Source organism: Mycobacterium spongiae (assembly GCF_018278905.1).
GTDB classification, from domain to species: Bacteria; Actinomycetota; Actinomycetes; order Mycobacteriales; family Mycobacteriaceae; genus Mycobacterium; species Mycobacterium spongiae.
On record NZ_CP046600.1, the window covers coordinates 4,544,803 to 4,568,226 of the forward strand.

The window sequence follows — 23,424 nt, forward strand, 5'->3', positions numbered from 1 at the left end:
GGGCGCTGGGTGAGCGGGTGTAGTCGGGGCGGCTGTTGGAAATGATGTGCCGCCGGCGGTACGGCTAGCGCGTTGACGTTGCCCGTGGTGTGTCGACGGTGACCAGACTGTTGGGAGGCTAGCGATGTCGTATGTTGTGGCGGTCCCCGAGGTGGTAGCGGCCGCGGCAACAGATTTGGCGGGCATCGGCTCGACGCTGAATGCGGCCAATGTCGCCGCGGCGGTGCCGACGATGGGGGTGTTGGCCGCGGGTGCCGATGAGGTGTCGGCGGCGGTAGCGGCGCTGTTTTCCGCCCACGCCCGGACCTATCGGGCGCTCAGCACGCAAGTGGCGGGGTTTCACGCCCAGTTTGTGCAGGCCCACGCCCGTGCCGGCAGCACGTATGCCACGGCCGAGGCAGCCAACGCATCGCCCTCGGCTGCCGTGCAACAAGACGTATTGGGCGCGATCAACGTGCCCAGCCGTCACCGATCAGCGGGCGCCCCAACAACGCGAAGCTCGCGTAAGCATCCGCCGGATGCGGGTTCTTCGTTCAGCCCGACCTCTCGACGAGCAGGACCCAGCGAAAGCAGTGATCCGTTCGATTCGTCATAGTGCGATCCTCATTCGGGTGAGACGACTCGACTTGTCTTCACCGACTTCGGTTTCCCATCCCATGTTGTTGCGATCGCAATCCAATGCCCATAGGTCAATCGTGGGGCCTGGCCCATCAACGCCACCAGCTCTTTGAGGGTCGACCAAGCCCGGCGAGAGCGTCGGACTGGGATTACCAAGCCCAACGACACCTGTTCAACACGTTCCTCGGACAACTCCACCACTGCCTCACACCGGCACCGGTTACGACGACACCCGCGCATGTCCGCATCCGCTCGATCTAGCCGGACTTTCTGATGTCACGAGATGTCTTCACCGCCCGCGGAGCGTGGCGTTTGTCCTCGACGTTACCAACCTGCGCGAGTGCCTTCTTCGCGCTGAGGTGCGCCGACTTCGGCAGCACGGCAGGAACATTCGATATCTTGTGGAACCAGCGGCGCTGCTCGCGCGCCTGCGGAAACCCCCTGCGCACAGCTGGCGCGACGAGCTCCCTGCGCCGTCGGCGCGCACGCCGATCATCATCAGACGGCACCGCGTGTCCTGCTCGAACCGGACATTGGTATGAAGACCGTCGACCCACGAGTACACCTAGTCCACGGTGGACCAATCGCCTTGGGCGACTGCACGAGCCTTGGATTCTCAGTCACGGTGAGCTTGGTGATGATCGAGGAGAACAGGAAGGGCCAAAGTCCCAACCCGGGTTGATCAAACTGCCCATCGCCTCCGCGACAACCAGTTGATCAGCCGGCCGAGGGCAATCAACAGCAGCAGGAACACGATCAGCAAGAACGCCGCCTCGTACGACAGGTCCTGAGCCGCCTTCGACGGCTGGTTATAGAAGGTCCAAATCGGGTAGGTCAGGTAGCCGACCGGCGCGTCGGTGAGTTGTCCGGTGGGCAGTGAATTCGACCATCCCGCCGTATACAACAGCGGCGCCGTCTCACCGACCGCCAAAGCCAGCGCGACCAACATCCCGGTAACGATCCCCGGCATCGCGGTCTTCAAGACGATCTTGCGCAGCGCCCAACCGGACGGTAACCCGAGTGCCTCCGCCCCCTCCCGGTATGACGTGGGCACCTGGGCCAACGCGGACTCGGTTGCCTTGGCGATGTACGGGATGCTCATCACCGACAGCACCACAACCCCGGCTGCCAAGGAAAATCCCCAGTCGAAATACACCACAAGGGCCAGGTAGCCGACATAACCGAGCACGATGGACGGAATTCCGGACAGCACCTCGTAGGCGCCCCGCAGAATCGACCGCGTCTTGCCGGTGGCGAACTCGGACAAGTAGATTCCGGTCAACACACTCACCGTGCCACCGACCAGCGTCACCCCAATACCCAGGACCACGGTCCCCACGATGGCGTTGCGCAAGCCGCCACCGTTGCCCCGCGTGTCACGCACCAGCACACTCCACTCGAAGACCGGCAGTGCGCGACCGATGACACCGATCAGCATCCACAACGTCGGGGCCACAACCACCACCAGGCAGCAGAAGCATGCCGCCCACCACAGCGTGTTGACGATCCTGCGCCGCAGCGTGACCGACCGCCGTCGCGAAGCCATCGTCGGCGTCTGCGTGGTTCCCGAGCCAGCTGATTCACTCATGTCAGATCCCGCGTCCCACCGGCAGCCCGGTGCGCGACACCCGCCGAACCATTCCGCGAGCAGCGATATTCGTCAGCAAGGTGATCACCATCAGCACCAGGCCCGCTTCGGCCAACGTCTTCACCGCGAAGTTGGTGGAATCCGTCATCGCCGAATCCAGCTGTGACACCACGGTGGCGGCGATAGTGGTCATCGTCGAGTAGATGTTCGCGGGCATCGTACCCAACACCGCGCCGGACACCATAGCGACTGCCATCGTCTCCCCAAGCGCCCGTCCCAAGCCCAGAACCACGGCACCGATGATGCCGCTGGACACCCACGGCACGGTGACCCGGCGAGCGCACTCCCACCTCGACATGCCTAACGCGATCGCGCCCTCGCGAGGCAGCAACGGCACCTGCCGGAAGAGATCACGAGTGGTGGCGGCGACAATGGGAATGACCATCACGGCCAACACCAGACCAGAAACCAACAGTCCTTCCCCGTTGCCGGTGTCCCCCCGAAAGTAGTTCAGCACCGGGACATCCGGCGCGTTGCGGGCGATCACCGGCGCTATGTGATGAGCAATAAACGGCCCGAAGGTCATCGCCCCCCACAGGCCGACCACGACGCTGGGGATCCCGGCGAGCAATTCGAGCATGATCCCCACGGCAGCCGCCAACCGTTTGGGCAACCGTTCAACGATCGCCAGCGCCGCGCCCACAGACACCGGCACCGCAATGATCAGAGCGATTGCCGAGGTGGCGAGCGTCCCAACGATCAGTGGCAACGCCCCGTAGTAGGCACCGACCGGATGGGCGACACCGTCGGTGACAACAGTAGCGCCGTAGGTGTTGCCCGGGTTCCATTCGGTCGCGTAGAAGAAGTGCCAACCGTTGACCCTGATCGCGGGTAGCGCCTCAATGATCAGCGTCGCCAGCACGAAAACGAGCGCGAGCAGCGGGATCACCGCGCCCAACGCGCCGAGCCAACGGATAACGCGGCCCTCGCGGTTGGCTTCCCGAGCACGCGCCAGCATGCTGCGAGGCGCGGCCCGGCCAGCCGACACCGGCTGCTCTGTCGCGGAAGTCAACGAATTTAGCCGGAAATCGTCGCGATCAGTGCCTCCGACAACTTCACCACTGACTCCGGCAGCGGTTGAAAGTGAACGTGATCGAGGAATGACGGGTCATTGCCGTCGGTGATCGCCCAATGCAGAAATGCCTGCATCGTCTGTGCGGTGGCGGCATCTTTCTGACGGTCGTTGACGATCGCGTACTCGTAGTTGATGATCGGGTAGCCGTCCGGGGCGGGCCCGTTGATCATCGAGATCGCCTGGTTTGCAGGCGTTTTCGAAGCAAAACCTTCGGCCGCGGCCTTAATGCTCTGCGCGTCGGGCAGCAGGAAATTGCCCGAGCTGTTTGCCAGTTGAGCCTCACCAAGTCCTCGTTTGCTGGCCTGGTCGAGGAAGCTGATGCCGATGTATGCCACACAACCCGGCGTATCGGCACAGCCGGTTACCATGCCGCCATTGCCGTTCTCGCCCAGCGCACCAGGCACGGCAGGGAAGTCGACGGTGGTGCCGAAGCCCGGCGACTTACCCCAACCGTCCGGATCTTGCTTGGACAGGTACTGCGTGAACAGGAAAGTGTCGCCAGACCCGTCGGAACGGTGCAGCGGGACCACCGTGGTATCGGGCAGATCAACCCCGGGGTTGAGGTCAGCGATTTGCGGATCGTTCCAGGTCGTGATGGTGCCCTGGTACATGGCCGCCAAGACTTTTCCGTTCAACTTGAGGTGTTCGGTCACACCGGGCAGGTTGTAGTTGACTTGCTGAGCCGAGATGGCCAGCGCGATGTTCATCAACCCCTTGTGCGCGGCCATGTCGCCTTCGGACAGGTACGCGTCGGAGGCCCCGATGTTGACCGTCCCAGCGGCCGCCTGCGCAATCCCAGTGCCTGAACCGGTGCTCTCGGTGGTGATCGTGACGTTCGGATACTTTTGGCGAAATGCCGGAGCCCACCGATTGAACAAGGGGTAGAGCAGCGTGCTACCGGTCTGCGACAACGTCACTTTCGACGTCGCGGGGGTAGTCGCGACAGTGCCTGCGGCCGGACCAGATTCAGATGAACTGTCTTCTGAGTTCGAACCACAGGCCGCTGCGGCAAGGATTAGCGGCACAATGGCCGATACGGACAACAGCGAACGCAGACGAATCGTCATTGCTTACCTCATCTACCTTTCTTTACCGTTCTCTACTTTCTTTCCGTTTCGGGTGCACCGTCGAGGGCCGCGGCCCCGTCGGGGACAGGGGGGCCGCTGCGGTCACCAGACAGCCCGGAGACGTAACGGGCGGTTTCCGGATGCTGGGGAGCCGAGAACAGTTGGTCGGTGGCGCCCTCTTCCACCAGCCTGCCGTCGAAGAACAGGGCTGCGCGGTCACTGATGCGCGCGGCCTGGGCAAGATTGTGGGTCACGATGATCACCGAGAGGCGGTCGGCGAGCGACCGGATCAGCTCCTCGATCTTTTCCGTGGTCGTCGGGTCCAGCGCCGAGGTCGGTTCGTCGAGCAGCAATACCTCTGGATTCACCGCAAGCGTGCGGGCTAGGCACAACAACTGCTGCTGACCACCGGAGAGCCGGAATGGCGAATCGCCGAGGCGATCCTTGACCGCATCCCACAGGCCGACCACGCTGAGTCGAGCCTCGACAACATCGTTGAATTCTTTGCGTGGCACCAATTTGTGCGCGCGCACGCCGGCAACCACATTGTCCTTGATGGACATCGGGAATGGATTGGGCCGCTGGAACAGCATGCCGACCCGACGGCGAAACTCCATGAGGTCGCGATGTTCGAAGATACTGAGTCCACCCAGCAGCACGTCGCCGCTATATCGGTAACCGAAGACTTTGTCGTTCATCCGATTCAGGGTGCGCAAGAATGTCGTCTTGCCCGAACCGGTCGGTCCCATCAAAGACGTGACCGCACGAGCGGGAAAGTTCATGCTTACCCGGTCGAGGACGGTTTTGGATCCGAAACCGAGGGTGAGGTTCACGGCCGTCATGGCTGGAGTTACGCGGTCAGTATCGACGGCTTCGGTTTCGGCGCCGAGCCGTTCACACTCCATCGGCGCAGGCTACTACAGATTCCCCCACCTATTCCCTATGCATTTCCTATGCGTTCTATTCCCTATGCATTCTCTATGCGTTCCCTGCCCGGGCTCGTCGCCGCTGGCCCAATTGTCGCAGCATGCAAGGTAGGAGGTGGTTCGGTGAAGTTCACCGTGGCGACGTTGCCCGGCGAGCCCAGTCACGAGATCGAGGCACTGGGGTTCGTCCCGGCTGGCGATCTTGACCCAATGATGTTTGACCGCAGCTGCGTGGAGTCGGATTCGAAGTCGTCCACGTCGTTGAGGCTGTTAGTCACGACGCTAGCTGGGTCCGACCGGATGGCGATCGCGCATGTCACGCTGCCTAGTACGACCCGGCTGGGGGCGTTGCGCGTCAAGGACTTCGGCGAGCGCGACCTGATAGGGGTCAGGCCAATGACGTCACCGTCCGCTACCGGGATGTCGCCGGAGCAGCCGGAGGGGCTGATCGACGCCAAACTTGAAGGTGGAGCGGCGTTTACCCCGGGAGAGAAACCAGCCGAGCTGGGCGATACCGAAGACGTCTCCGACCCGGCCCGAGGCGAAATAGGCCGCCAGGTCGCAAGAACCGCAGCTCGCAGTCACGTAGGCTCGCGGTGGCGACCCAGAGTCTGTCGAGGAGTCTCGTGAAGTTCACTCGAGCTGGTGCTGCGCTGAGCCTGTTGCTCGTCTGCGCACTGCTCTTGACGGCGTGCGGCGGCCAATCCGACAACGCGTCGTCGGTCGAATCAAGCAATCCTTCGGTGCCCGTGGACTGCGGCGGCAAAAAGAAGATCCTGGCCGCCGGCTCGACCGCGCAAACGCACGCGATAGAGCAATTCGTCTACGCCTACATCCATGCATGCCCGGGGCATACGCTGGACTACAGCGCAAACGGTTCGGGGGCAGGGATGAAGTTGTTCCTCGCCGGCAGGACCGATCTGGCCGGCTCCGATTCACCGATGAACCCGGCGAAGGGCGAGCCAGACCGAGCGGCACGGCGCTGCGGGTCGCCGGCATGGGATCTGCCGGTGGTATTCGGCCCGATCGCAATCACCTTCAACATCAGCGGTGTGAGTTCGCTGTCTTTGGACGGACCCACAGCAGCTCGAATCTTCAACGGCGCCATCACCAAATGGGACGACCCAGCGATCAAGGCACTCAACGCCGGTAGCGACCTGCCCCCGACTCCCATCCACGTGGTCTTCCGCAGCGACCAGTCCGGGACCACCGACAATTTCCAGAAATACCTTGAGGGCGCATCGAATGGCGCGTGGGCCAGAGGAGCCGGTCAAACGTTTCGCGGAGGCGTGGGCGAAGGAGCCAACGGGAACGACGGCACGTCGCAGGCCCTGAAGCGGACCGATGGCTCGATCACTTACAACGAATGGTCCTTCGCGGTCGGCCGTCACTTGAACATGGCACAGATCATCACGTCAGCGAGTCCCGAACCGGTGGCGATCACCGCAGCCTCAGTTGGAAAGACCATCGCTGGAGCCGGGTTTTTGGAGGACGGCAACAATCTGGTGGTAGACACGTCAACGTTCTACCGGCCAACCGTGCCAGGCGCCTATCCGATCGTGCTCGTGACCTATGAGATCGTCTGCTCGCAGTACCCGGATGCCCCAACCGGCGCCGCGGTTCGAGCCTTTATGCAGGCCACGATTGGGGACGGCCAAATCGGTTTGGACGATTACGGATACATCCCACTGCCGCGCTCGTTCCAATCGAAATTGGTGCCAGTGGTGAACTCTATCGCCTGACCGCCCGCAGCGTGGCAGGCAACCACCACACGGATTCCAACCACGATGGTCGGCTGGATGGCGCCACAACCCGATGCCGCGCGGTCCGCGCACGCCGCGCGAGTGCGGCAGCGCAACAACGACTTTAGTCGACCGATCGATTCTGCTGGCGGTGCCGCTAGAGCCGGTGAGCGACCACACCCGCCGCGCTACCGCACCCGGTGGCTCGCCAAACAGTTCTGAGTTTCCTTTGACTGGCGCGTTTCAGGTTGTGACGTGCTTCCCCGAAGATTTACGGTTTTTTTGCCGGGTGTTTCCCGACGCAACGGTGCGGCACGCGTCGGCAACAGCGGCATCTCGTGGCCGGTTGCGACCACGGGATCGGTTGGCGGCGAAGGGAGGCGGCAGTGAACGACACCGAGCTGTGTTCGCGGGTGGGGTCGCGCTTTGGGCCCTATCAATTGCTGGGGCTGATTGGCCGCGGCGGAATGGGAGAAGTTTACGAGGCCGAGGACACCCGCAAGCACCGGATGGTGGCACTGAAGCTGATCTCAGACCAGTGTTCAAGCAACCCAGAGTTTCGCGCGCGGATGCAACGCGAGGCAGACACCGCGGGACGACTGACAGAGCCACATATTGTGCCGATTCATGACTACGGAGAAATCGACGGGCAATTCTACGTGGAAATGCGCCTGATCGATGGCGCCTCGCTGCGCACGATGCTGACGCAATACGGTCCGCTTTCCCCAGCACGAGCAGTAGCCATCGTGCGCCAAATCGCCGCCGCGCTGGACGCCGCACACACCAGCGGCATCACCCACCGTGACGTCAAGCCGGAAAACATCCTGGTCGCCGACAACGACTTCGCCTACCTGGTCGATTTCGGCATCGCCCGCGCCGTCACCGATCCGGGGCTGACCCAAAACGGGATGGCCGTGGGGACCTACAATTACATGGCTCCGGAACGTTTCACCGGCGACGAGGTCACCTACCGAGCGGATATCTACGCGCTGGCCTGTGTCCTGGGTGAGTGTTTGACCGGAGCGCCGCCATACCGCGCCGACAGCGTCGAACGGTTAGTCGCCGCCCATCTGATGGAGCCTGTCCCGCGGCCGAGCACCATCCGTCCCGGCAGGATTCCAGCGACTCTGGACCAGGTGATCGCTACGGGCATGGCCAAGAACCCGGCACAGCGCTACCTGAGTGCCGGCGATCTGGCGATCGTCGCCCACGAGGCGCTCACCACCGCGGAGCAGCGCCAGGAAGCCACCATTCTGCGGCAGGGCGACAATGCGACCCTGATGGCCCCCGTTGTCGATTCGAGCTTTGGTGGTGGCTGGACCAACCACACCGGCTCGGGTCCCTACGGCCAGAATCCGCAGACCACCGGAACCCCGCCAATGCAACCCGCCGCCGGCGACGAGACCATGGCTCGACCGGTGCCATCAGGCTCCAGCGAGTGGTCATCGAACCCCGACGCAGCTCTCCAGCTGACGCAGGCCGGCGCTGGCGGCTGGCTCAGACAGCCGGGACTGCCGTCTGGCCCGAACAGCGTCGTCTCGGCGCCCCCCACGACGTTCAACCACGCATCCCAGCCCGCACCGGCGGTACAGCCCCGCAAGAAACGAAACCGGTGGATGATTGCCGGGACTGTCGCGGCCGTCGTTGTCGCGCTGGTCGGCGTCACCGCGTTCGTGGTCACAAAGCCCAAAGACCCATCGACGCCGCAGGGACAAACCGTGCTGCCGTTCTCCGGCCTGAAGTTCCGCCTCTCCCCGGGCGGGGTGGCGGTGGACAGCGGCGGCACCCTCTACGTCACCAGTCAGAGCATGTACGGCCGGGTGGTGGCGTTGGCAGCAGGGTCGAACACGCCGACAGTGAAGCCGTTCAGTGGTCTGTACCAACCCCAGGGCGTGGCTGTGGACGCATCCGGCGCGTTGTACGTCACCGATTTCAACAACCGGGTGGTGAAGTTACCGGCCGGCTCGAACAACCAAGCTGAGCTGCCGTTCAGCGGCCTCAACTACCCGGAAGGTCTCGTCGTGGATGCCCAGGGCACCGTGTATGTCGCTGACCGGGGCAACAACCGGGTGGTGAAGTTGGCAGCCGGGTCGACCCGCCAGACGGTGCTGCCGTTCAACGGCCTCAAACACCCCGACGGGGTGGCCGTGGACGGCTACGGCAACGTCTACGTGACCGATACCGACAACAGTAGGGTGCTGAAACTGGACGCCGGGACTCACAGTCAGACCGTGCTACCTATCACCGGCCTCGCGGCACCGTGGGGCATTACTGTGGACGACGACGGCAACATCTACGTCACCGGCCACGACAACAACTCGGTGGTCAAGTTGGCGCCCGGGGCGTTGGCCGCGACCGAACTGCCGTTCACCGGCCTCAATACTCCGCTGTCCGTTGCCGTCGACAAGGACGGCACCGTCTACGTCGCCGACCGCGGCAATGGCAGGGTGCTGAAACTTGCACAAAGCTGATTTGACTGGCGCGTCAGCGGCACCGGTCTGGCGCCGGGCCATTTACACGCCGTCGGCGGCAGGCACTACACATTCCCCCACCGGTTCCCTATGCGTTCCCTATGCGTTCCCTACCGCGATCGTCGGCGCGGACGCAATGGGCGCTGCGCGCAGGCTAGGATTTCGTCGTGTGAAGTTCACTCGATCTCGCGCGGCACTGAGCCTGCTGAGCGCCGGCACCCTGGTATTAGCGGCATGCGGCGGCGGCACCGACACCTCATCATCTGAAACAACCGGTTCGTCATCGGTGGATTGCGGTGGCAAAAAGGAATTGCATGCCAGTGGATCAACCGCGCAAGAAAATGCCATGGAACAGTTCGTCTATGCCTACGTCCGGTCATGCCCGGGTTACACGTTGGACTACAACGCAAACGGTTCCGGCGCCGGAGCGACGCAGTTTCTCAATAACGAAACCGATTTCGCGGGTTCCGACGTTCCGTTGGATCCCACGAACGGACAGACGGACCGAGCCGCGGCGCGCTGCGGCTCCCCGGCGTGGAACTTGCCGACGGTGTTCGGCCCCATCGCTGTCACCTACAACATCAAGGGCGTAGGCACGCTGAATCTTGACGGACTCACCACCGCCAAGATCTTCAACGGCACCATCACCGCATGGGACGACCCGGCGATCCGGGCGCTCAACCCGGGCACCAACCTCCCTGCAACACCCATCAATGTCATCTTCCGCAGCGACAAGTCGGGTACATCGGCCAACTTCCAGCGCTACCTCGACGTCGCATCCGACTGGGCGTGGGGCAAAGGCGTCAGCGAAACGTTCAACGGGGGTGTCGGTGTCGGCGCCAACGGGAACAACGGCACCTCGGCCTTGCTGCAGTCGACGGACGGATCCATCACCTACAACGAGTGGTCGTTCGCGGTGGGCAAGCGGTTGAACATCGTCCAGATCATTACGTCAGCCGGTCCGGATCCGGTGGCCATCACGACAGAGTCGGTCGGCAAGACGATTGCCGGAGCGACGGTAAGCGGGAAGGGCAACGACCTGGTTTTAGACACGTCGTCGTTTTATACCCCCACCGAGCCCGGCGCCTATCCGATCGTGCTGGCGACCTATGAGATCGTCTGTTCGAAGTACCCGGATTCCGCGACCGGTACCGCGGTAAAGGCGTTTATGCAGGCCGCAATTGGTCCGGGCCAAGAGGGCCTTGACCAGTATGGCTCCATCCCGCTGCCCAAGTCTTTCCAGTCGAAGTTGGCAACTGCGGTGAACGCTATCTCTTAATCACACAAGGAATTCTTGGTCACACAGGGAATTCTTGGTCACACAGGGAAAACCACACAAGGAGACCGACACGCAAACGAAAGACTCGACCACATAAGGGCCTCGATCAAACGAAGGGAACTCGACGGTGAGCGATGCCGATTCGCAGGCAGGGTCGCGATTTGGGCCGTATCGGCTAATCCGGCTGCTAGGCCAGGGCGGGATGGGCGAAGTCTATGAGGCCGAGGACACCCGCAAGCAACGCGTCGTGGCCCTGAAACTGATTTCGCCGCGGTACTCCGACGATGCGGTGTTTCGCGCGCGAATGCAGCGCGAAGCCGACACTGCAGGGCGGCTGACCGAACCACACATCGTGCCGATCCACGACTACGGCGAGATCGATGGCCAGTTCTTCGTGGAGATGCGCATGATCGAGGGGGTCTCGCTGCGCACCCTATTGACGCAGTACGGTCCGCTGACCCCAGCTCGCGCGGTGGCCATCGTCAGGCAGGTCGCTGCGGCGCTGGATGCCGCGCATTCGAATGGGGTGACACACCGCGACGTCAAGCCGGCAAACATCATTGTCACCGGGAACGACTTTGCCTATCTGGTGGATTTCGGCATCGCCCGCGCTGCCAGCGACCCGGGGCTGACCCAGACAGGTACGGCGGTAGGAACCTACAACTACATGGCCCCGGAGCGGTTCACTGGCAATGAGGTCACCTATCGCGCTGATATCTATGCGTTGGCGTGCGTGCTCGGTGAGTGTTTGACTGGGGCGCCTCCGTATCGGGCTGACAGTGTCGAACGATTGATCGCTGCTCATCTGATGGAGCCTGCCCCGCAGCCCAGCCAGCTACGACCCGGACGAGTCCCGCCCGCCCTTGATCAGGTGATCGCCAAAGGCATGGCCAAGAACCCGGACGAGCGTTACGTCAGCGCCGGTGATCTGGCTATCGCCGCACACGACGCGCTCACCGCATCCGACCAGCACCAGGCCACTACGATTCTGCGCCAAGGTGACAATGCGACCCTGCTGGCCAACCCGACGAATCCGGTCTCGATGGCTCCTGGCTCCGGCAGCACCGGCGCGGGCGGCGACCCGCAGCCCCCCGGCACCGGGTCATGGTCTCCGGGCGACTCCGAGACAATGGCCCGACCAGTACCCGCGGCCAGCCCCAGCGGAAGCCGGCCCAACCCAACCGGGCACTCGCTCTCCGGAAGCCAGGCGGGGATGCCCGCGTCCAACCCGAATCCCGACGCGTCTGCGGCCACTGCCGGACGCGCGGCGGCGCTGACGCGCGACAAACGGAAGTTATGGGCCATGATCGGCGCGGCCGTCGTCGTGGTCGTGGCGATTGTGGCCGCGGCCGGCTATGTGATGTTACGGCCCTCCTCGAACCAAGCGTCCGGGCAGACCGTGTTGCCGTTTAAGGGGATCAACTTCCGGCTCTCCCCCAGCGGAGTCGCGGTGGACAGCGCCGGCAGTGTTTTCGTCACCAGTGAGGGCATGTACGGCCGGGTGGTGAAGTTGGCTGCCGGCTCCAGCGCTTCGACGGTCTTGCCCTTTAGCGGTCTCTACCAGCCCCAGGGTTTGGCGGTCGACGGCGCCGACACCGTCTACGTCACCGATTTCAATAACCGCGTGGTGAAGTTGGCGGCGGGGTCGACCAAGCAGACCGTGCTCCCGTTCGACGGCCTCAATTATCCGGAGGGGCTAGCCGTGGATACCCAGGGTGCGGTGTATGTCGCCGACCGGGGCAATGACAGAGTGGTGAAGCTAGCGGCCGGGTCCAAGACTCAGACCGTGCTGGCGTTCGACGGCCTCAAGAATCCGGATGGGGTCGCGGTGGACAAAGCCGGCAATGTCTATGTCACCGACACCGACAACAACAGGGTGGTCAAGCTTGAGATCGAGTCGAACAACCAGGTCGTGTTGCCGTTCACCGAAATCACTGCGCCATGGGGTATCGCGGTCGATGAGGCCGGCACCGTGTATGTCACCGAACACAACGAGAATCGCGTGGTCAAACTGGTGGCGGGATCGACCAGCTCGACGGTGCTGCCGCTCACGGGCCTCAACACACCGCTAGCGGTGGCGGTGGACCAGGCCGGGACTGTCTACGTCGCCGACCGCGGCAACGACCGGGTCGTGAAGCTCACACCCTGATCGCCGGTTCTCCCCCGGGTTCCGGTCAGCGCCGGCGGGTTGCCACAAACCGGATCGCCGCCGCCGTCAGGTTGATCACGGCCACGATGATGATCAGGGTCAGTGCGGCACCCCAGACGCGCAGGAAACCTGCGCGTTCGGGATTGGTGAGTTCGGTGTAGATCAGCAGCGGCAAGGATGCCATGTTGCCGTGGAAGATGTCGTAGTTGATCGAGCGGCTGTACCCGACGAGCACCAGCACCGGAGCGGTCTCGCCGACGACGCGCGCAATCGACAGCAAAATTCCGGACACGATGCCCGGCGTCGCGATCGGTACGACGATCCGCACAATCGTCTTCCATTTCGGAACGCCCAGCGCGTAGCTGGCTTCGCGCAGTTCGTCCGGCACCAACCTGAGCATCTCCTCGGTGGACCGCACGACCACCGGCAGCATCAGCAGGACTAATGCCAACGACACGGCAAATGCGCTCTGCTCGAATCCCAAGGTGGCGATCCACAGACTGAAAATGAACAACGCCGCAACGATCGAGGGCACGCCGGCGAGCACATCAACCATGAAGGTCGTCAGCCGGGCCATCCGGCCGGTGCCGTATTCCACCAGATACACCGCCGCCATCAAGCCCAGCGGTACCGCCAGCAGAGCCGCTATTCCGGCCTGTACCAGCGTCCCGTAGAGCGCGTGGTACGCCCCCCCGGCGAACTCTTCGGGCAGCACGCCGCGCAGGGAGTAGGTCCACCAACCCGATCGGGTGACGGCGAACCAGCCTCGTTCGACCACAACCCCCAGCAGCCAGATCAGCGGTACCAATGCGACTGCGAACGAGGCGAAGAAAAGCACTGTCGCGACATAGTTCTTGATCCGTCGTCCGACCCCGACCGGGCGGAACACCGCCGCCTTGACCGGTCGGTTGAGTGCGTCAGAGATCATCGGTCGCTCATCCGTTGACTCTGCCCCCGGCGACCGCGCGAGCGGCGACGTTGACCAAGAACGTCAAGATGAACAGGGCAAATCCCGCCGAGATGTAGGCACCCGTCGGTAATGGCTCACTGAATTCGGACGCCGCGGAAGCGATCTTGGAAGCAAACGTGTAACCGCCGTCGAACAGCGACCAGCTGCCCGGTTTGGCGGCCGCGCGCAAGATGATCAGCACCGCGACGGTTTCGCCCAGAGCCCGGCCCAAACCCAGCATCGATGCCGCGATGACCCCGCTGCGACCGAACGGCAACACGGTCATCCGGATCACTTCCCACTTCGTCGCACCCAGCGCCTGCGCTGCTTCGATCTGGATACGCGGGGTCTGGCGGAACACTTCTCGCGATACCGATGTGACGATCGGCAAGATCATGACCGAGAGCACGACACCCGCGGTAAAGATCGTGCCTCCGCCGGCCAACGAGACGTTGCCCCGCGCGAACAAGAACAGCCAGCCGAGGTTGCGATTGAGGAACCGCGCGAGCGGCTCGAGCTGCGGCGCGAGCACGAAGATGCCCCATAGTCCGAAGATGATCGACGGCACCGCGGCCAATAGGTCGACCATCGCCCCGAAGGGACGCGACAACCTCTTCGGTGCGTATTGGGTGAGGAAGACTGCGATCCCGACTGCGACCGGCACGGCCAACGCCAGGGCAAACATCGAACTCAGGACCGTGACCATGAACAGGTCGCGGATACCGAACGCTAGCTTCTCGTCGTCGGAGGTATCGAACTCGGCGCTGGTGAAGAAGTTCACGTTGTTGGCGAGCAACGCCGGGACCGCACGAACCAGCAGGAATAGCGCGATCAGCACGATGGCGATCACGATCGTCATGCCGGCAGCGGAAGCGAACATCTTGAACAGACGGTCCCCCCGGCGCGAAGCATGGGCGCCGACCGTCGTTAGCACAGGCTTGGCCAGCGAACGTCTGACCATATCGAACCCTGATCAGGCGATCGCGTTGACCGCTGTCGCCAATCTCGACTTGAATTCGTCCGGAATCGGGATGTATCCGTTGTCCTCAAGACCACTTTGACCGGCACCGATGGTGCTTTGCAGGAAGGCCCTCACGGCGGTACCAACCTCCGAATCGGGATACTTCGAGCAGACGATTTCGTAGGTCGCTAGCACGATGGGATAGGAGCCGGCGCGTGTCGGCAGATAGAACGAGTTGGTGTCGAGCACCAAGTTGTTGCCCTCTCCGGCGATCTTTGCCCCGGAAATCGTCTGGCCGACCGAGTCAACGCTGATTGACACCGGGTCCGGACCGGCCGACGTGATGATGTTGGCTACGGTCAGCCGCTGCGCCTGGGCAAATGACCACTCGTTGTAGGTAATCGACCCCTGAGTGCTCCGGACGGCCGCTGACGTGCCATCGTTGCCCTTCGCGCCCTCACCGACGCCCCCTTTGAACGATTTTCCGGCGCCTTTGCCCCACGCGCCGTCGGAGGCGGCCTCGAGGTAGCGCTGGAAGTTGTCCGTGGTCCCCGATTCGTCGCTGCGGAACACCACGTGAATCACCTCACCGGGCAGCGTGAACCCGCGGTTGAGGGCCTGGATGGCCGGATCGTTCCACTTGGTGATGGCACCGCGGAAGATCTTGGCCAGCGTGGGGCCGTCGAGATTCAACGAGTTCACAGTGCTGATGTTGTAGGTCACCGCAATGGGGCCGAAGACCACCGGCAGATTCCATGCCTGCGAACCGCAGCGCTTGCGCGCGGCCGCCGCTTCGTCCTTGCTCAGCGGCACGTCAGAGCCGCCGAAATCGGTTTGATTGCCGTTGAATTCGCTAATACCAGCACCCGAGCCATTGGGCGTGTAGTTCAGCGTCTGACCCGGGCAGGCCTGCTCGAACGCGTTGACGAATCGAGTCATCGCATTGGCCTGGGCCGTCGATCCACTGGCCTTGATCGTCTTCTTCCCGCCGCAATTCACCTCGATCCCCGACGTGTTTGCCGCACCACTTCCGCCCGACGCGTTGTCGCTGCCGCATGCCGACAACACCAGCGCGCCAGTAGCCAAGACGCTCAGTACGGCGCCAAATCGGTTGAGCTTCAATTCAGTTCCTCACTGGGTAAAGATGAAACCTATTCGCCCGCCACCTGTAGGCCGCGGTCCGCCAACTAGCCGTTCCCGTCGCAGCCATGAGGCTACATTAACAACGTTTAACACTCGACAAACTCTGCGGCAGCTGTCCCTGAACGCGATGGCTGCACTCGGTTGGCGACCGACGGTCGTTACATTTTCCCGCCCTTGTGACAAACTAGAACCTGTTACAGAAGTGCCGCCCACCCGAGATGGCTTCGATCGCGCCGTTTCGGCCGAAACCGAAACGAGGCCGCGCATTGATCCTCGACAGGTTCCGTCTCGACGACCAGGTCGCTGTCATAACGGGCGCCGGGCGCGGCCTGGGAGCTGCCATCGCTGTGGCGTTCGCCGAAGCAGGCGCCGACGTCGTCATCGCTTCGCGCACCCAGCCCGAACTTGACGCCGTCGCCGAGCAGGTCCGCGGCAGCGGCCGTCGAGCAGAGACCGTCGCCGCCGATCTCGCAGATCCCGAGGTGACCGCACGGCTTGCCGGCCGAGCAGTCGAGGCGTTCGGGAAACTAGACATCGTCGTGAACAACGTCGGCGGCACCATGCCGAACACGCTGCTGACAACCTCAACCAAGGACCTCAACGACGCATTCACGTTCAATGTCGGCACCGCCCACGCGTTGACCATCGCTGCGGTGCCGCTGATGCTCGAACACTCGGGCGCCGGCAGCGTGATCAACATCAGTTCGACGATGGGCCGGCTGGCCGCACGCGGCTTCGCCGCCTACGGCACCGCCAAGGCCGCACTGGCTCACTACACCCGGCTGGCCGCGCTGGACCTGTGCCCGCGAGTCAGGGTCAATGCCATCGCGCCGGGATCGATTGTCACCTCCGCGCTGGACGTGGTCGCCTCCAACGACGAACTGCGCGCACCGATGGAGCAGGCGACACCGCTGCGCCGTCTCGGCGATCCGGTTGACATCGCTTCTGCCGCAGTATATTTGGCCTCCCCGGCGGGCAGCTTCCTGACCGGCAAGACATTGGAAGTCGACGGCGGCCTCACGGTCCCCAATCTCGACCTACCGATCCCCGACCTGTGAACCGCGACCACTAGGGAGCACGTCATGGCCATACCCGTCGTCCAACTGGGCACCGGCAACGTCGGGGTCCACTCACTGAGAGCGCTCATCAGCAACCCCGAGTTCGAACTGACCGGTGTGTGGGTGTCCTCGGACGCCAAGGCCGGAAAGGACGCGGCGGAGCTCGCGGGAGTGGTCGAGCCAACGGGGGTAAAGGCGAGTACCGACCTCGACGCCGTGCTGGCCACCGGGCCGCGATGCGCCGTGTACAACGCGATGGCCGACAACCGACTTACCGAAGCCCTCGACGACTATCGTCGCGTCCTGGCGGCCGGGGTCAATATCGTCGGTAGCGGCCCGGTCTTTCTGCAATATCCGTGGCAGGTGATCCCGGCCGAACTCATCAAACCCCTCGAGGACGCTGCGCGCGACGGCAAGTCAAGTCTGTACGTCAGCGGCATTGATCCGGGCTTCGCCAACGACCTGCTGCCGATGGCATTGGCCGGCACCTGCCGGACCATCGAGCAAGTGCGCTGCATGGAGATCGTCGACTACGCCACCTATGACAGCGCAGTCGTCATGTTCGATGTTATGGGGTTCGGCAAGCCGATGGACGAGATCCCGATGCTGCTGCAGTCCGGTGTGCTCAGCTTGGCGTGGGGATCGGTAGTCCGGCAACTTGCTGCGGGCCTTGATATTTCGCTGGACGAGGTGACCGAGATGTATGTTCGGGAGCCGGCGCCGGAAGCCTTCGATATTGCGTGCGGCCATATTCCCCAAGGCACCGCCGCCGCGCTGCGATTCGAGGTCCTCGGGATGGTCGACGGCGCCCCGGCGGTGGTGCTCGAGCATGTAACCCGCCTCCGCGAGGACCTCTGTCCCAGTTGGCCGCAACCGGCGCAATCCGGCGGTTCGTACCGCGTCGAAATCACCGGCGAGCCTTCCTACGCTGTGGACATCGCCCTGAGCAGCCGCCACGGTGACCACAACCACGCCGGACTCGTCGCGACCGCAATGCGGATCGTCAACGCGATCCCCGCGGTCGTGGCCGCCGATCCGGGCATCCGGACGACCCTTGACTTGCCACTGGTCACCGGCCGAGGGCTCTACACCCCTGCTTGAGCGTTCATTTCTCGCAGCCGACGCCGCCCGCGACGCCCGGTAAGGCCGTCCCCGCCCGAGATTGCGTCGGGCGGTTGGCCCGGGTCATCGGGTTTCGATTAACCTCACTTTCTTATTCGGCGGTCCGGATCGAAAGTCGGTGAGTTGGCGCAGGACACCAAGACCTCGCTCAGGACGAACTGGTACCTGCTCGGACCTGCCTTCGTCGCCGCGATCGCCTACGTTGACCCCGGGAACGTAGCCGCCAATGTCAGCTCCGGCGCTCAGTTCGGTTACCTGTTGCTCTGGGTCATCGTGGCCGCCAACGTGATGGCCAGCCTGGTGCAATACCTGTCGGCGAAGCTCGGGCTGGTGACCGGACACTCACTTCCGGAGACCATCGGCACCCGCATGACACGCCGGGCTCGGCTGGCCTTCTGGGTACAGGCCGAGATCGTGGCGATGGCCACCGATGTGGCCGAGGTAGTCGGCGGAGCCATCGCGTTGCGGATCTTGTTCAACCTGCCCCTGCCGATCGGTGGAATCATCACCGGGGTCATCTCCATGCTGCTGCTGATGGTCCAGGATCGGCGCGGGCAACGCTTGTTCGAGCGCGTCATCACCGGGTTGCTGCTCGTGATCGCGATCGGCTTCACCGCCAGTTTCTTCGTCGTGACGCCTCCGCCCAATGCCGTCTTTTCCGGTTTGGTACCCCGCTTCCAGGGAACCGAGAGCGTGCTGCTGGCCGCCGCGATCCTGGGCGCCACCGTGATGCCGCACGCCGTGTACCTGCATTCAGGTTTGGCGCGTGACCGGCACGGACATCCCGCTCCCGGGCCCGTTCGGCAGCGGCTGCTGCGCATCACCCGCTGGGACGTCGGCTTGGCCATGGTGATTGCCGGTGGGGTAAACGCGGCGATGTTGCTGGTCGCTGCGCTCAATATGCGTGGCCACGGAGACACCGCATCGATCGACGGTGCCTACACCGCGGTTTACGACACCTTGGGAGCGACGATCGCTGTCCTCTTCGCGATCGGGTTGCTCGCGTCGGGCTTGGCGTCCACATCCGTCGGGGCCTATGCCGGCGCCATGATCATGCAGGGATTGCTGAACTGGTCGGTTCCCATGGTGGTGCGTCGTCTCATCACGCTGTGCCCTGCCGTGGCGATTCTGCTGCTGGAACTCGATCCCACCCGCGTGCTGGTGCTCTCGCAGGTGGTGTTGTCGTTCGGCATTCCGTTTGCGGTCCTGCCCTTGGTGAAACTGACCAGCAACCGCGAGGTGATGGGTAGCGATATCAACCATTCGGCCACCACGGTGATCGGCTGGGGGGTCGGGATGCTGATCACCGTGCTCAACGTCGTCCTCGTCTACCTGACGGTGGTCGCCTAGCCGAGGACCGCAACAAGCCAGCAAAAGGCTTCGCCAGCAGGCACAACGTAGCGCGCCGTCCGCACGTGCGGCAGGATGGGAGCATCGTCGCGCAGGCTCGCCGGGGAGAGTTACCTTGCAGAATTCCGCACCACAGTCGTATGCCTAGCTATCTGACAGTGACGCGCTGAATGCCGGACCGCCGACACCCCTACTTCGCATACGGGTCGAACCTGTCTGTCCGGCAGATGGCGGCGCGCTGTCCCGACGCCGGTGATCCGCGTCCGGCGGTGCTCAGCGATCACGATTGGCTGATCAATCAACGGGGCGTAGCCACCGTCGAACCCTTCCCGGGAAATGACGTGCATGGCGTGTTGTGGCAGATATCTGATCGGGGCCTAACTGCCCTCGACAGCGCCGAGGGTGTGCCGGTGCGGTATCGGCGCGATCAGCTGACCGTGCACACCAACGATGGATCGTCGGCGGCCTGGGTGTACATCGACCACCGGGTGACCCCGGGACCACCCCGACCTGGCTATCTGCCGCGCATCATTGAGGGCGCAGTCCACCACGGACTGCCACAAAGCTGGATCGACTTTCTGCACCGATGGGATCCGGCACGCTGGCCGAACCCGCCGTCATCGCCCTCCCCATCGTCAGGGTCCGGCGTTGCGCCACAGTCGCTTTCAGCGTTGTTGAGTGAGCCCGGGGTGAGGGAGATCAGCCGGCTGCGGTCCCGCTTCGGTTTCCTCGCTATCCACGGCGGCGGCCTGGAGCAGATGACCGACGTGATCGCCGAATGCGCCGCGGAGGCGGCCGATGCGTCGGTATACCTGCTGCGACATCCCGAGCACTACCCTCACCACCTGCCGTCATCCCAGTTCGACCCGGCGGAATCGACGACGCTGGCCGAATTCCTCGACCATGTCGACGTCGCTGTCTCGCTGCACGGTTATGGCCGCATCGGGCGTGGCGCGCAACTGCTGGCGGGCGGGCGCAATCGGACGCTGGCTGCCCATCTGGCTCACCACATCCACCTGCCCGGCTATCAGGTCGTGACGGATCTCGCGGCGATCCCGGCCGAACTGCGCGGCCTACATCCTGGCAACCCGGTCAATCGGGTGCGTGACGGCGGTACCCAGCTGGAATTGTCGGTACGAGTGCGGGGGCTGAGTCCACGGAGCCTGTTCGGCGATGATGCGGGCCGAGACGGCCCGAGGAAGAGCCGGACAAATCCGGCACCCCCAGGAGCCGCCGGTGTGTCCCCGGTCGCCGCCGCCCTGGTGCAGGGCCTAGCTGACGCGGCGCGTTGTTGGCCGCCGTCGCAGCGTTAGTGAAACGGAGGTTGGCGTGGCCAAGGATTTCCGCTTCGGGCTCAATGTTCGCTTCATCAAATCCCTTGCAACACTGCAGGCGAAGGCACGGCGGGCGGAGGATCTCGGATATGACATCGTCTGTGTACCCGACCACTTGGGTGCCGCAGCACCGATTCCCACGTTGACTACTGCGGCCCTTGCCACCAGCGAAGTGCGCCTCAGCATGTACGTGCTCAATGCGGCGTTCTACAAGCCGGCCTTGTTGAGTCGCGACCTGGAGGCACTCAACCTGCTCAGCGGCGGCCGTCTCGAAATCGGCCTCGGCACCGGCTACGTCCGCGAAGAATTCGAGGCCGCCGAACTGCCCTATCCCAGCGCTGGCGCCCGCGTCGACTATCTCGGACACATGGCGACCTATCTGAAGAAGCAACACCCGACAGTGCCGATGCTGATCGCCGGAAGCGGCAATCGGGTGATGCGCTTGGCCGCCCGGCATGCCGACATCGTCGGACTGACGGGCGCCAACGTCGCCGAGGTCGATGACCCGTTGGCCGAGCGCGTCGAGTTTGTCCGAAACGCCGCCGGCGATCGGTTCGGCGACCTCGAGCTGAACCTGGCAATCACCGCGGTGCCAGCCGAGGGCTCAAGACTCCCCGACCTGTCGATGACCCGCAGATATGCGCCCACGCTGTCCGATGAAGAAATTCTCGCCATGCCATCGGTGCTCACCGGGACCCCGCACGACATGGCAGATACGCTGGCCGCATACCGTGACAGATACGGAGTGACGTCCTTCACCGTGCAGGACAATCACATTGAGAACTTCGCATCGGCGATCGCGCTACTGCGGTGACCGGCCACCACCGGCAGCCAACAGGGCACTCCCGGTAGGCTCGGCCCATCCGCCCCCGTAGCTCAGGGGATAGAGCACGGCTCTCCTAAAGCCGGTGTCGCAGGTTCGAATCCTGCCGGGGGCGCGTTGTGGTGTCTCGGGACATCGTTGACAGGTGTCCCGAGACATTGTTGGCATCTAGACCCGGTTTGTGGGGCTGTTTCCGCTTTTTACGCCGCGTGGTTGGTAGTCGCGGGTGGGGTCGAGGGTGAGTTTGCGGATGAGTTGGCCGGTGTTGTGGTTGAGCACGCGGATGTCGAGGTCGTCGATGAGGACGGTGACTGTGGTTCCGCGGAGGTGTTTGGATAGGCCGATGTGGTGTAGGCGGCTGTTGTGGCGGAGGGTGATGACGCCGGCGGCGTCGATTGTGTCTCGGCGGACGCGGTAGTGCGGTGGGATCTGGTGACCGGTGGGGAAGGCCTTGGGCCGGCCGTGGAACGCCTGTATGGGGGTGCGGCGGCGTAGCGCCCGATGGGGGCGGACGGTGTTGTAGTAGTCCAGGAAGGCGTCGATCTGGTGTTGCAGCTCGGTGGGTGTCGCTGCTGGTGGTAGGGCGTGGAGGTGTTTCTTGAGGGTTTGGTGGAAGCGCTCGACCTTGCCGCAGGTCTGGGGATGGTAGGGGCGTGAGCGGCTGTATTTGATGCCGAGTTGACCCAGGGTGATTTCTAGGGCGGTGCGTCCGTTGCCGCGTTGTTTGGCGGTGAAGATGGCACCGTTGTCGGTGAGAATGGTTGCCGGCGTGTCCCATTGGCTGAATGCGGCGACGAAGTCATCGACGACGTCGGGTCCGCGGGTTACGGGTCGGGCGTGGCTGGAGATGGCAAGCCGGGAGTGGTCGTCGATGATGTTGAGTATCTCGACTTCGGTGTGGTCGGCGAGGTGCCAGTGGGTGACGTCGGCCTGCCACAACTGGTTGGGTTGTTCGGCGCAGAAGCGTTTCCACGATGAGCGGGGTCGTTTCTGCGGCTGCGCGACGACGAATCCGCGTCGGGTCAGGATTCGCCAGATCGTGGATACCGCGGGGACGTGGGGAACTGCGGGGTCGCGGGCGAGGTGTTCGGCGATGGTGGCAGCGCCAGCGTCGTAGCCCTGTCTATCCAAGGTTTTGCGCAGCCGCACGATTTTGTCTTCGAGTTGGCCGCCGACCGCGCGGGGATTGTGGTGGGGCCGGCGCGAGCGTGGTTCGAACGCGGCCGCGCCTTCGGATTCATAGCGCTTGACCAGTTGCTGGACCCAGTAGCGCGAGACCTCGTAGTCGCGGGCGACGTCGCTTTTGCTGCGCCCTTCCAACACGACGGCGGTGATGACGAGCTGCGCCTTGGACATGGCTGACCTCCCGAAACAACGAGGTGTCAACTATGTCGCGAGACAGCTGCCAACTATGTCGTGAAACCAGACACTGCCGGGGGCGCGTTGTGGTGCGTATGGCCTCGGCTGATGGTTGACATTTTGTCTTCGGGTGATGCCTGACAGTGTTTCGGCTGATGCTTGACAGTTGCTTCGGGTGATCCTTGACACTCCCCAGATGAGGGAGTTGAGCGTGGCTGAGCAGCGGTATCAGGCCGTGTTAGCGATGATCAGTGACGGGTTGTCGATCGCGCAGGTCGCCGGAAAAGTGGGGTTGTCGCGTTGTTCAATGCGCGTACCTGAATGGCGCCACCACTGAGCCCGGCCAATCG

The 23,424-nt window shown here is 63.6% G+C and carries 19 protein-coding genes, 1 tRNA gene and 2 pseudogenes; 14 read left to right on the forward strand and 8 right to left on the reverse strand.

Annotation, left to right across the window (positions count from 1 at the left end):
* Positions 1-124: 124 nt before the first annotated feature.
* Together F6B93_RS18490 and F6B93_RS23845 are read left to right on the forward strand one after the other, a co-directional pair.
* Positions 125-466, forward strand: a pseudogene (locus F6B93_RS18490) (PE family protein); the annotation flags it as partial.
* 293 nt (positions 467-759) lie between these two features.
* A pseudogene (locus F6B93_RS23845) lies at positions 760-881 on the forward strand (IS110 family transposase); the annotation flags it as partial.
* Positions 882-1,300: 419 nt separating this feature from the next.
* Here the strand turns inward: F6B93_RS23845 and pstA (F6B93_RS18495) are convergent.
* Genes pstA (F6B93_RS18495) through F6B93_RS18510 form a run of 4 tightly spaced genes read right to left on the reverse strand, consistent with a single transcriptional unit; the run spans position 1,301 to position 5,313 of the window.
* On the reverse strand, positions 1,301-2,206 hold the full coding sequence (pstA, locus tag F6B93_RS18495) for a phosphate ABC transporter permease PstA (RefSeq protein ID WP_211696383.1): 906 nt from the start codon (positions 2,204-2,206) through the stop codon (positions 1,301-1,303).
* A gap of 1 nt (position 2,207) precedes the next feature.
* Complete coding sequence (pstC, locus tag F6B93_RS18500) at positions 2,208-3,224, reverse strand: phosphate ABC transporter permease subunit PstC (RefSeq protein ID WP_211699594.1); 1,017 nt, start codon at positions 3,222-3,224, stop codon at positions 2,208-2,210.
* A 59-nt stretch (positions 3,225-3,283) separates the two neighbouring features.
* Positions 3,284-4,408 (reverse strand): phosphate ABC transporter substrate-binding protein PstS, encoded by a 1,125-nt coding sequence (gene pstS, locus F6B93_RS18505; protein WP_211696384.1) that lies wholly within the window; start codon positions 4,406-4,408, stop codon positions 3,284-3,286.
* Positions 4,409-4,440: 32 nt separating this feature from the next.
* Entirely contained in the window at positions 4,441-5,313 is an 873-nt protein-coding gene (locus tag F6B93_RS18510; protein WP_211696385.1) for an ATP-binding cassette domain-containing protein, read from the reverse strand.
* Between the two features lie 144 nt (positions 5,314-5,457).
* On the opposite strand from F6B93_RS18510, the gene F6B93_RS18515 reads away from it, so the two are divergent.
* From F6B93_RS18515 to F6B93_RS18535, 5 genes are all read left to right on the forward strand, one after another.
* Positions 5,458-5,964, forward strand: coding sequence for a Ku protein (locus F6B93_RS18515; RefSeq protein ID WP_211696386.1), 507 nt, complete (start codon positions 5,458-5,460; stop codon positions 5,962-5,964).
* Complete coding sequence (gene pstS, locus F6B93_RS18520) at positions 5,961-7,076, forward strand: phosphate ABC transporter substrate-binding protein PstS (RefSeq protein ID WP_211696387.1); 1,116 nt, start codon at positions 5,961-5,963, stop codon at positions 7,074-7,076. Before F6B93_RS18515 ends, pstS (F6B93_RS18520) begins: the two co-directional genes overlap by 4 nt.
* Before the next feature lie 386 nt (positions 7,077-7,462).
* Positions 7,463-9,547 (forward strand): serine/threonine-protein kinase PknD, encoded by a 2,085-nt coding sequence (locus F6B93_RS18525; protein WP_211696388.1) that lies wholly within the window; start codon positions 7,463-7,465, stop codon positions 9,545-9,547.
* A gap of 169 nt (positions 9,548-9,716) precedes the next feature.
* Entirely contained in the window at positions 9,717-10,826 is a 1,110-nt protein-coding gene (gene pstS / locus F6B93_RS18530) for a phosphate ABC transporter substrate-binding protein PstS (protein WP_211696389.1), read from the forward strand.
* 127 nt (positions 10,827-10,953) lie between these two features.
* Positions 10,954-12,975 (forward strand): serine/threonine-protein kinase PknD, encoded by a 2,022-nt coding sequence (locus F6B93_RS18535; protein WP_211696390.1) that lies wholly within the window; start codon positions 10,954-10,956, stop codon positions 12,973-12,975.
* A gap of 25 nt (positions 12,976-13,000) precedes the next feature.
* Here F6B93_RS18535 and pstA (F6B93_RS18540) read toward each other — a convergent pair whose 3' ends face one another.
* Genes pstA (F6B93_RS18540) through pstS (F6B93_RS18550) form a run of 3 tightly spaced genes read right to left on the reverse strand, consistent with a single transcriptional unit; the run spans position 13,001 to position 16,007 of the window.
* Positions 13,001-13,903, reverse strand: a complete 903-nt coding sequence (pstA, locus tag F6B93_RS18540) for a phosphate ABC transporter permease PstA (protein WP_211696391.1) — start codon at positions 13,901-13,903, stop codon at positions 13,001-13,003.
* Between the two features lie 7 nt (positions 13,904-13,910).
* On the reverse strand, positions 13,911-14,885 hold the full coding sequence (gene pstC / locus F6B93_RS18545) for a phosphate ABC transporter permease subunit PstC (RefSeq protein ID WP_211696392.1): 975 nt from the start codon (positions 14,883-14,885) through the stop codon (positions 13,911-13,913).
* 12 nt (positions 14,886-14,897) lie between these two features.
* Positions 14,898-16,007: a phosphate ABC transporter substrate-binding protein PstS gene (gene pstS, locus F6B93_RS18550; protein ID WP_211696393.1), complete on the reverse strand. Its 1,110-nt coding sequence runs from the start codon at positions 16,005-16,007 to the stop codon at positions 14,898-14,900.
* Between the two features lie 287 nt (positions 16,008-16,294).
* Between pstS (F6B93_RS18550) and F6B93_RS18555 the strand changes: the two genes are divergently transcribed.
* From F6B93_RS18555 to F6B93_RS18580, 6 genes are all read left to right on the forward strand, one after another.
* Positions 16,295-17,086: an SDR family oxidoreductase gene (locus tag F6B93_RS18555; RefSeq protein ID WP_211699595.1), complete on the forward strand. Its 792-nt coding sequence runs from the start codon at positions 16,295-16,297 to the stop codon at positions 17,084-17,086.
* Between the two features lie 24 nt (positions 17,087-17,110).
* A complete protein-coding gene (locus tag F6B93_RS18560; RefSeq protein ID WP_211696394.1) occupies positions 17,111-18,187 on the forward strand; it encodes an NAD(P)H-dependent amine dehydrogenase family protein in 1,077 nt (358 codons plus the stop codon).
* Between the two features lie 114 nt (positions 18,188-18,301).
* Positions 18,302-19,558, forward strand: a complete 1,257-nt coding sequence (locus F6B93_RS18565) for an Nramp family divalent metal transporter (protein WP_246541160.1) — start codon at positions 18,302-18,304, stop codon at positions 19,556-19,558.
* 170 nt (positions 19,559-19,728) lie between these two features.
* Entirely contained in the window at positions 19,729-20,871 is a 1,143-nt protein-coding gene (locus F6B93_RS18570; protein WP_211696396.1) for a poly-gamma-glutamate hydrolase family protein, read from the forward strand.
* Between the two features lie 16 nt (positions 20,872-20,887).
* Positions 20,888-21,706: an LLM class F420-dependent oxidoreductase gene (locus F6B93_RS18575; protein WP_211696397.1), complete on the forward strand. Its 819-nt coding sequence runs from the start codon at positions 20,888-20,890 to the stop codon at positions 21,704-21,706.
* Between the two features lie 51 nt (positions 21,707-21,757).
* Positions 21,758-21,830: transfer RNA gene (locus tag F6B93_RS18580), tRNA-Arg, on the forward strand.
* Between the two features lie 53 nt (positions 21,831-21,883).
* Here F6B93_RS18580 and F6B93_RS18585 read toward each other — a convergent pair.
* Complete coding sequence (locus F6B93_RS18585) at positions 21,884-23,071, reverse strand: IS481 family transposase (protein WP_211696398.1); 1,188 nt, start codon at positions 23,069-23,071, stop codon at positions 21,884-21,886.
* Between the two features lie 199 nt (positions 23,072-23,270).
* Here F6B93_RS18585 and F6B93_RS18590 point away from each other — a divergent pair, with 199 nt between their 5' ends.
* Entirely contained in the window at positions 23,271-23,411 is a 141-nt protein-coding gene (locus tag F6B93_RS18590; protein ID WP_211699675.1) for a hypothetical protein, read from the forward strand.
* Positions 23,412-23,424: the final 13 nt, after the last annotated feature.

What these genes read in the sequence shown, in the direction of transcription:
- pstA (WP_211696383.1), bottom strand. Translation starts at nt 2,206, where the DNA reads ATGAGTGAATCAGCTGGCTCGGGAACCACGCAGACGCCGACGATGGCT.
- pstC (WP_211699594.1), bottom strand. Translation starts at nt 3,224, where the DNA reads ATGCTGGCGCGTGCTCGGGAAGCCAACCGCGAGGGCCGCGTTATCCGT.
- pstS (WP_211696384.1), bottom strand. Translation starts at nt 4,408, where the DNA reads ATGACGATTCGTCTGCGTTCGCTGTTGTCCGTATCGGCCATTGTGCCG.
- F6B93_RS18510 (WP_211696385.1), bottom strand. Translation starts at nt 5,313, where the DNA reads ATGGAGTGTGAACGGCTCGGCGCCGAAACCGAAGCCGTCGATACTGAC.
- pstA (WP_211696391.1), bottom strand. Translation starts at nt 13,903, where the DNA reads ATGATCTCTGACGCACTCAACCGACCGGTCAAGGCGGCGGTGTTCCGC.
- pstC (WP_211696392.1), bottom strand. Translation starts at nt 14,885, where the DNA reads ATGGTCAGACGTTCGCTGGCCAAGCCTGTGCTAACGACGGTCGGCGCC.
- F6B93_RS18560 (WP_211696394.1), top strand. Translation starts at nt 17,111, where the DNA reads ATGGCCATACCCGTCGTCCAACTGGGCACCGGCAACGTCGGGGTCCAC.
- F6B93_RS18570 (WP_211696396.1), top strand. Translation starts at nt 19,729, where the DNA reads ATGCCGGACCGCCGACACCCCTACTTCGCATACGGGTCGAACCTGTCT.
- F6B93_RS18585 (WP_211696398.1), bottom strand. Translation starts at nt 23,071, where the DNA reads ATGTCCAAGGCGCAGCTCGTCATCACCGCCGTCGTGTTGGAAGGGCGC.
- F6B93_RS18590 (WP_211699675.1), top strand. Translation starts at nt 23,271, where the DNA reads ATGAGGGAGTTGAGCGTGGCTGAGCAGCGGTATCAGGCCGTGTTAGCG.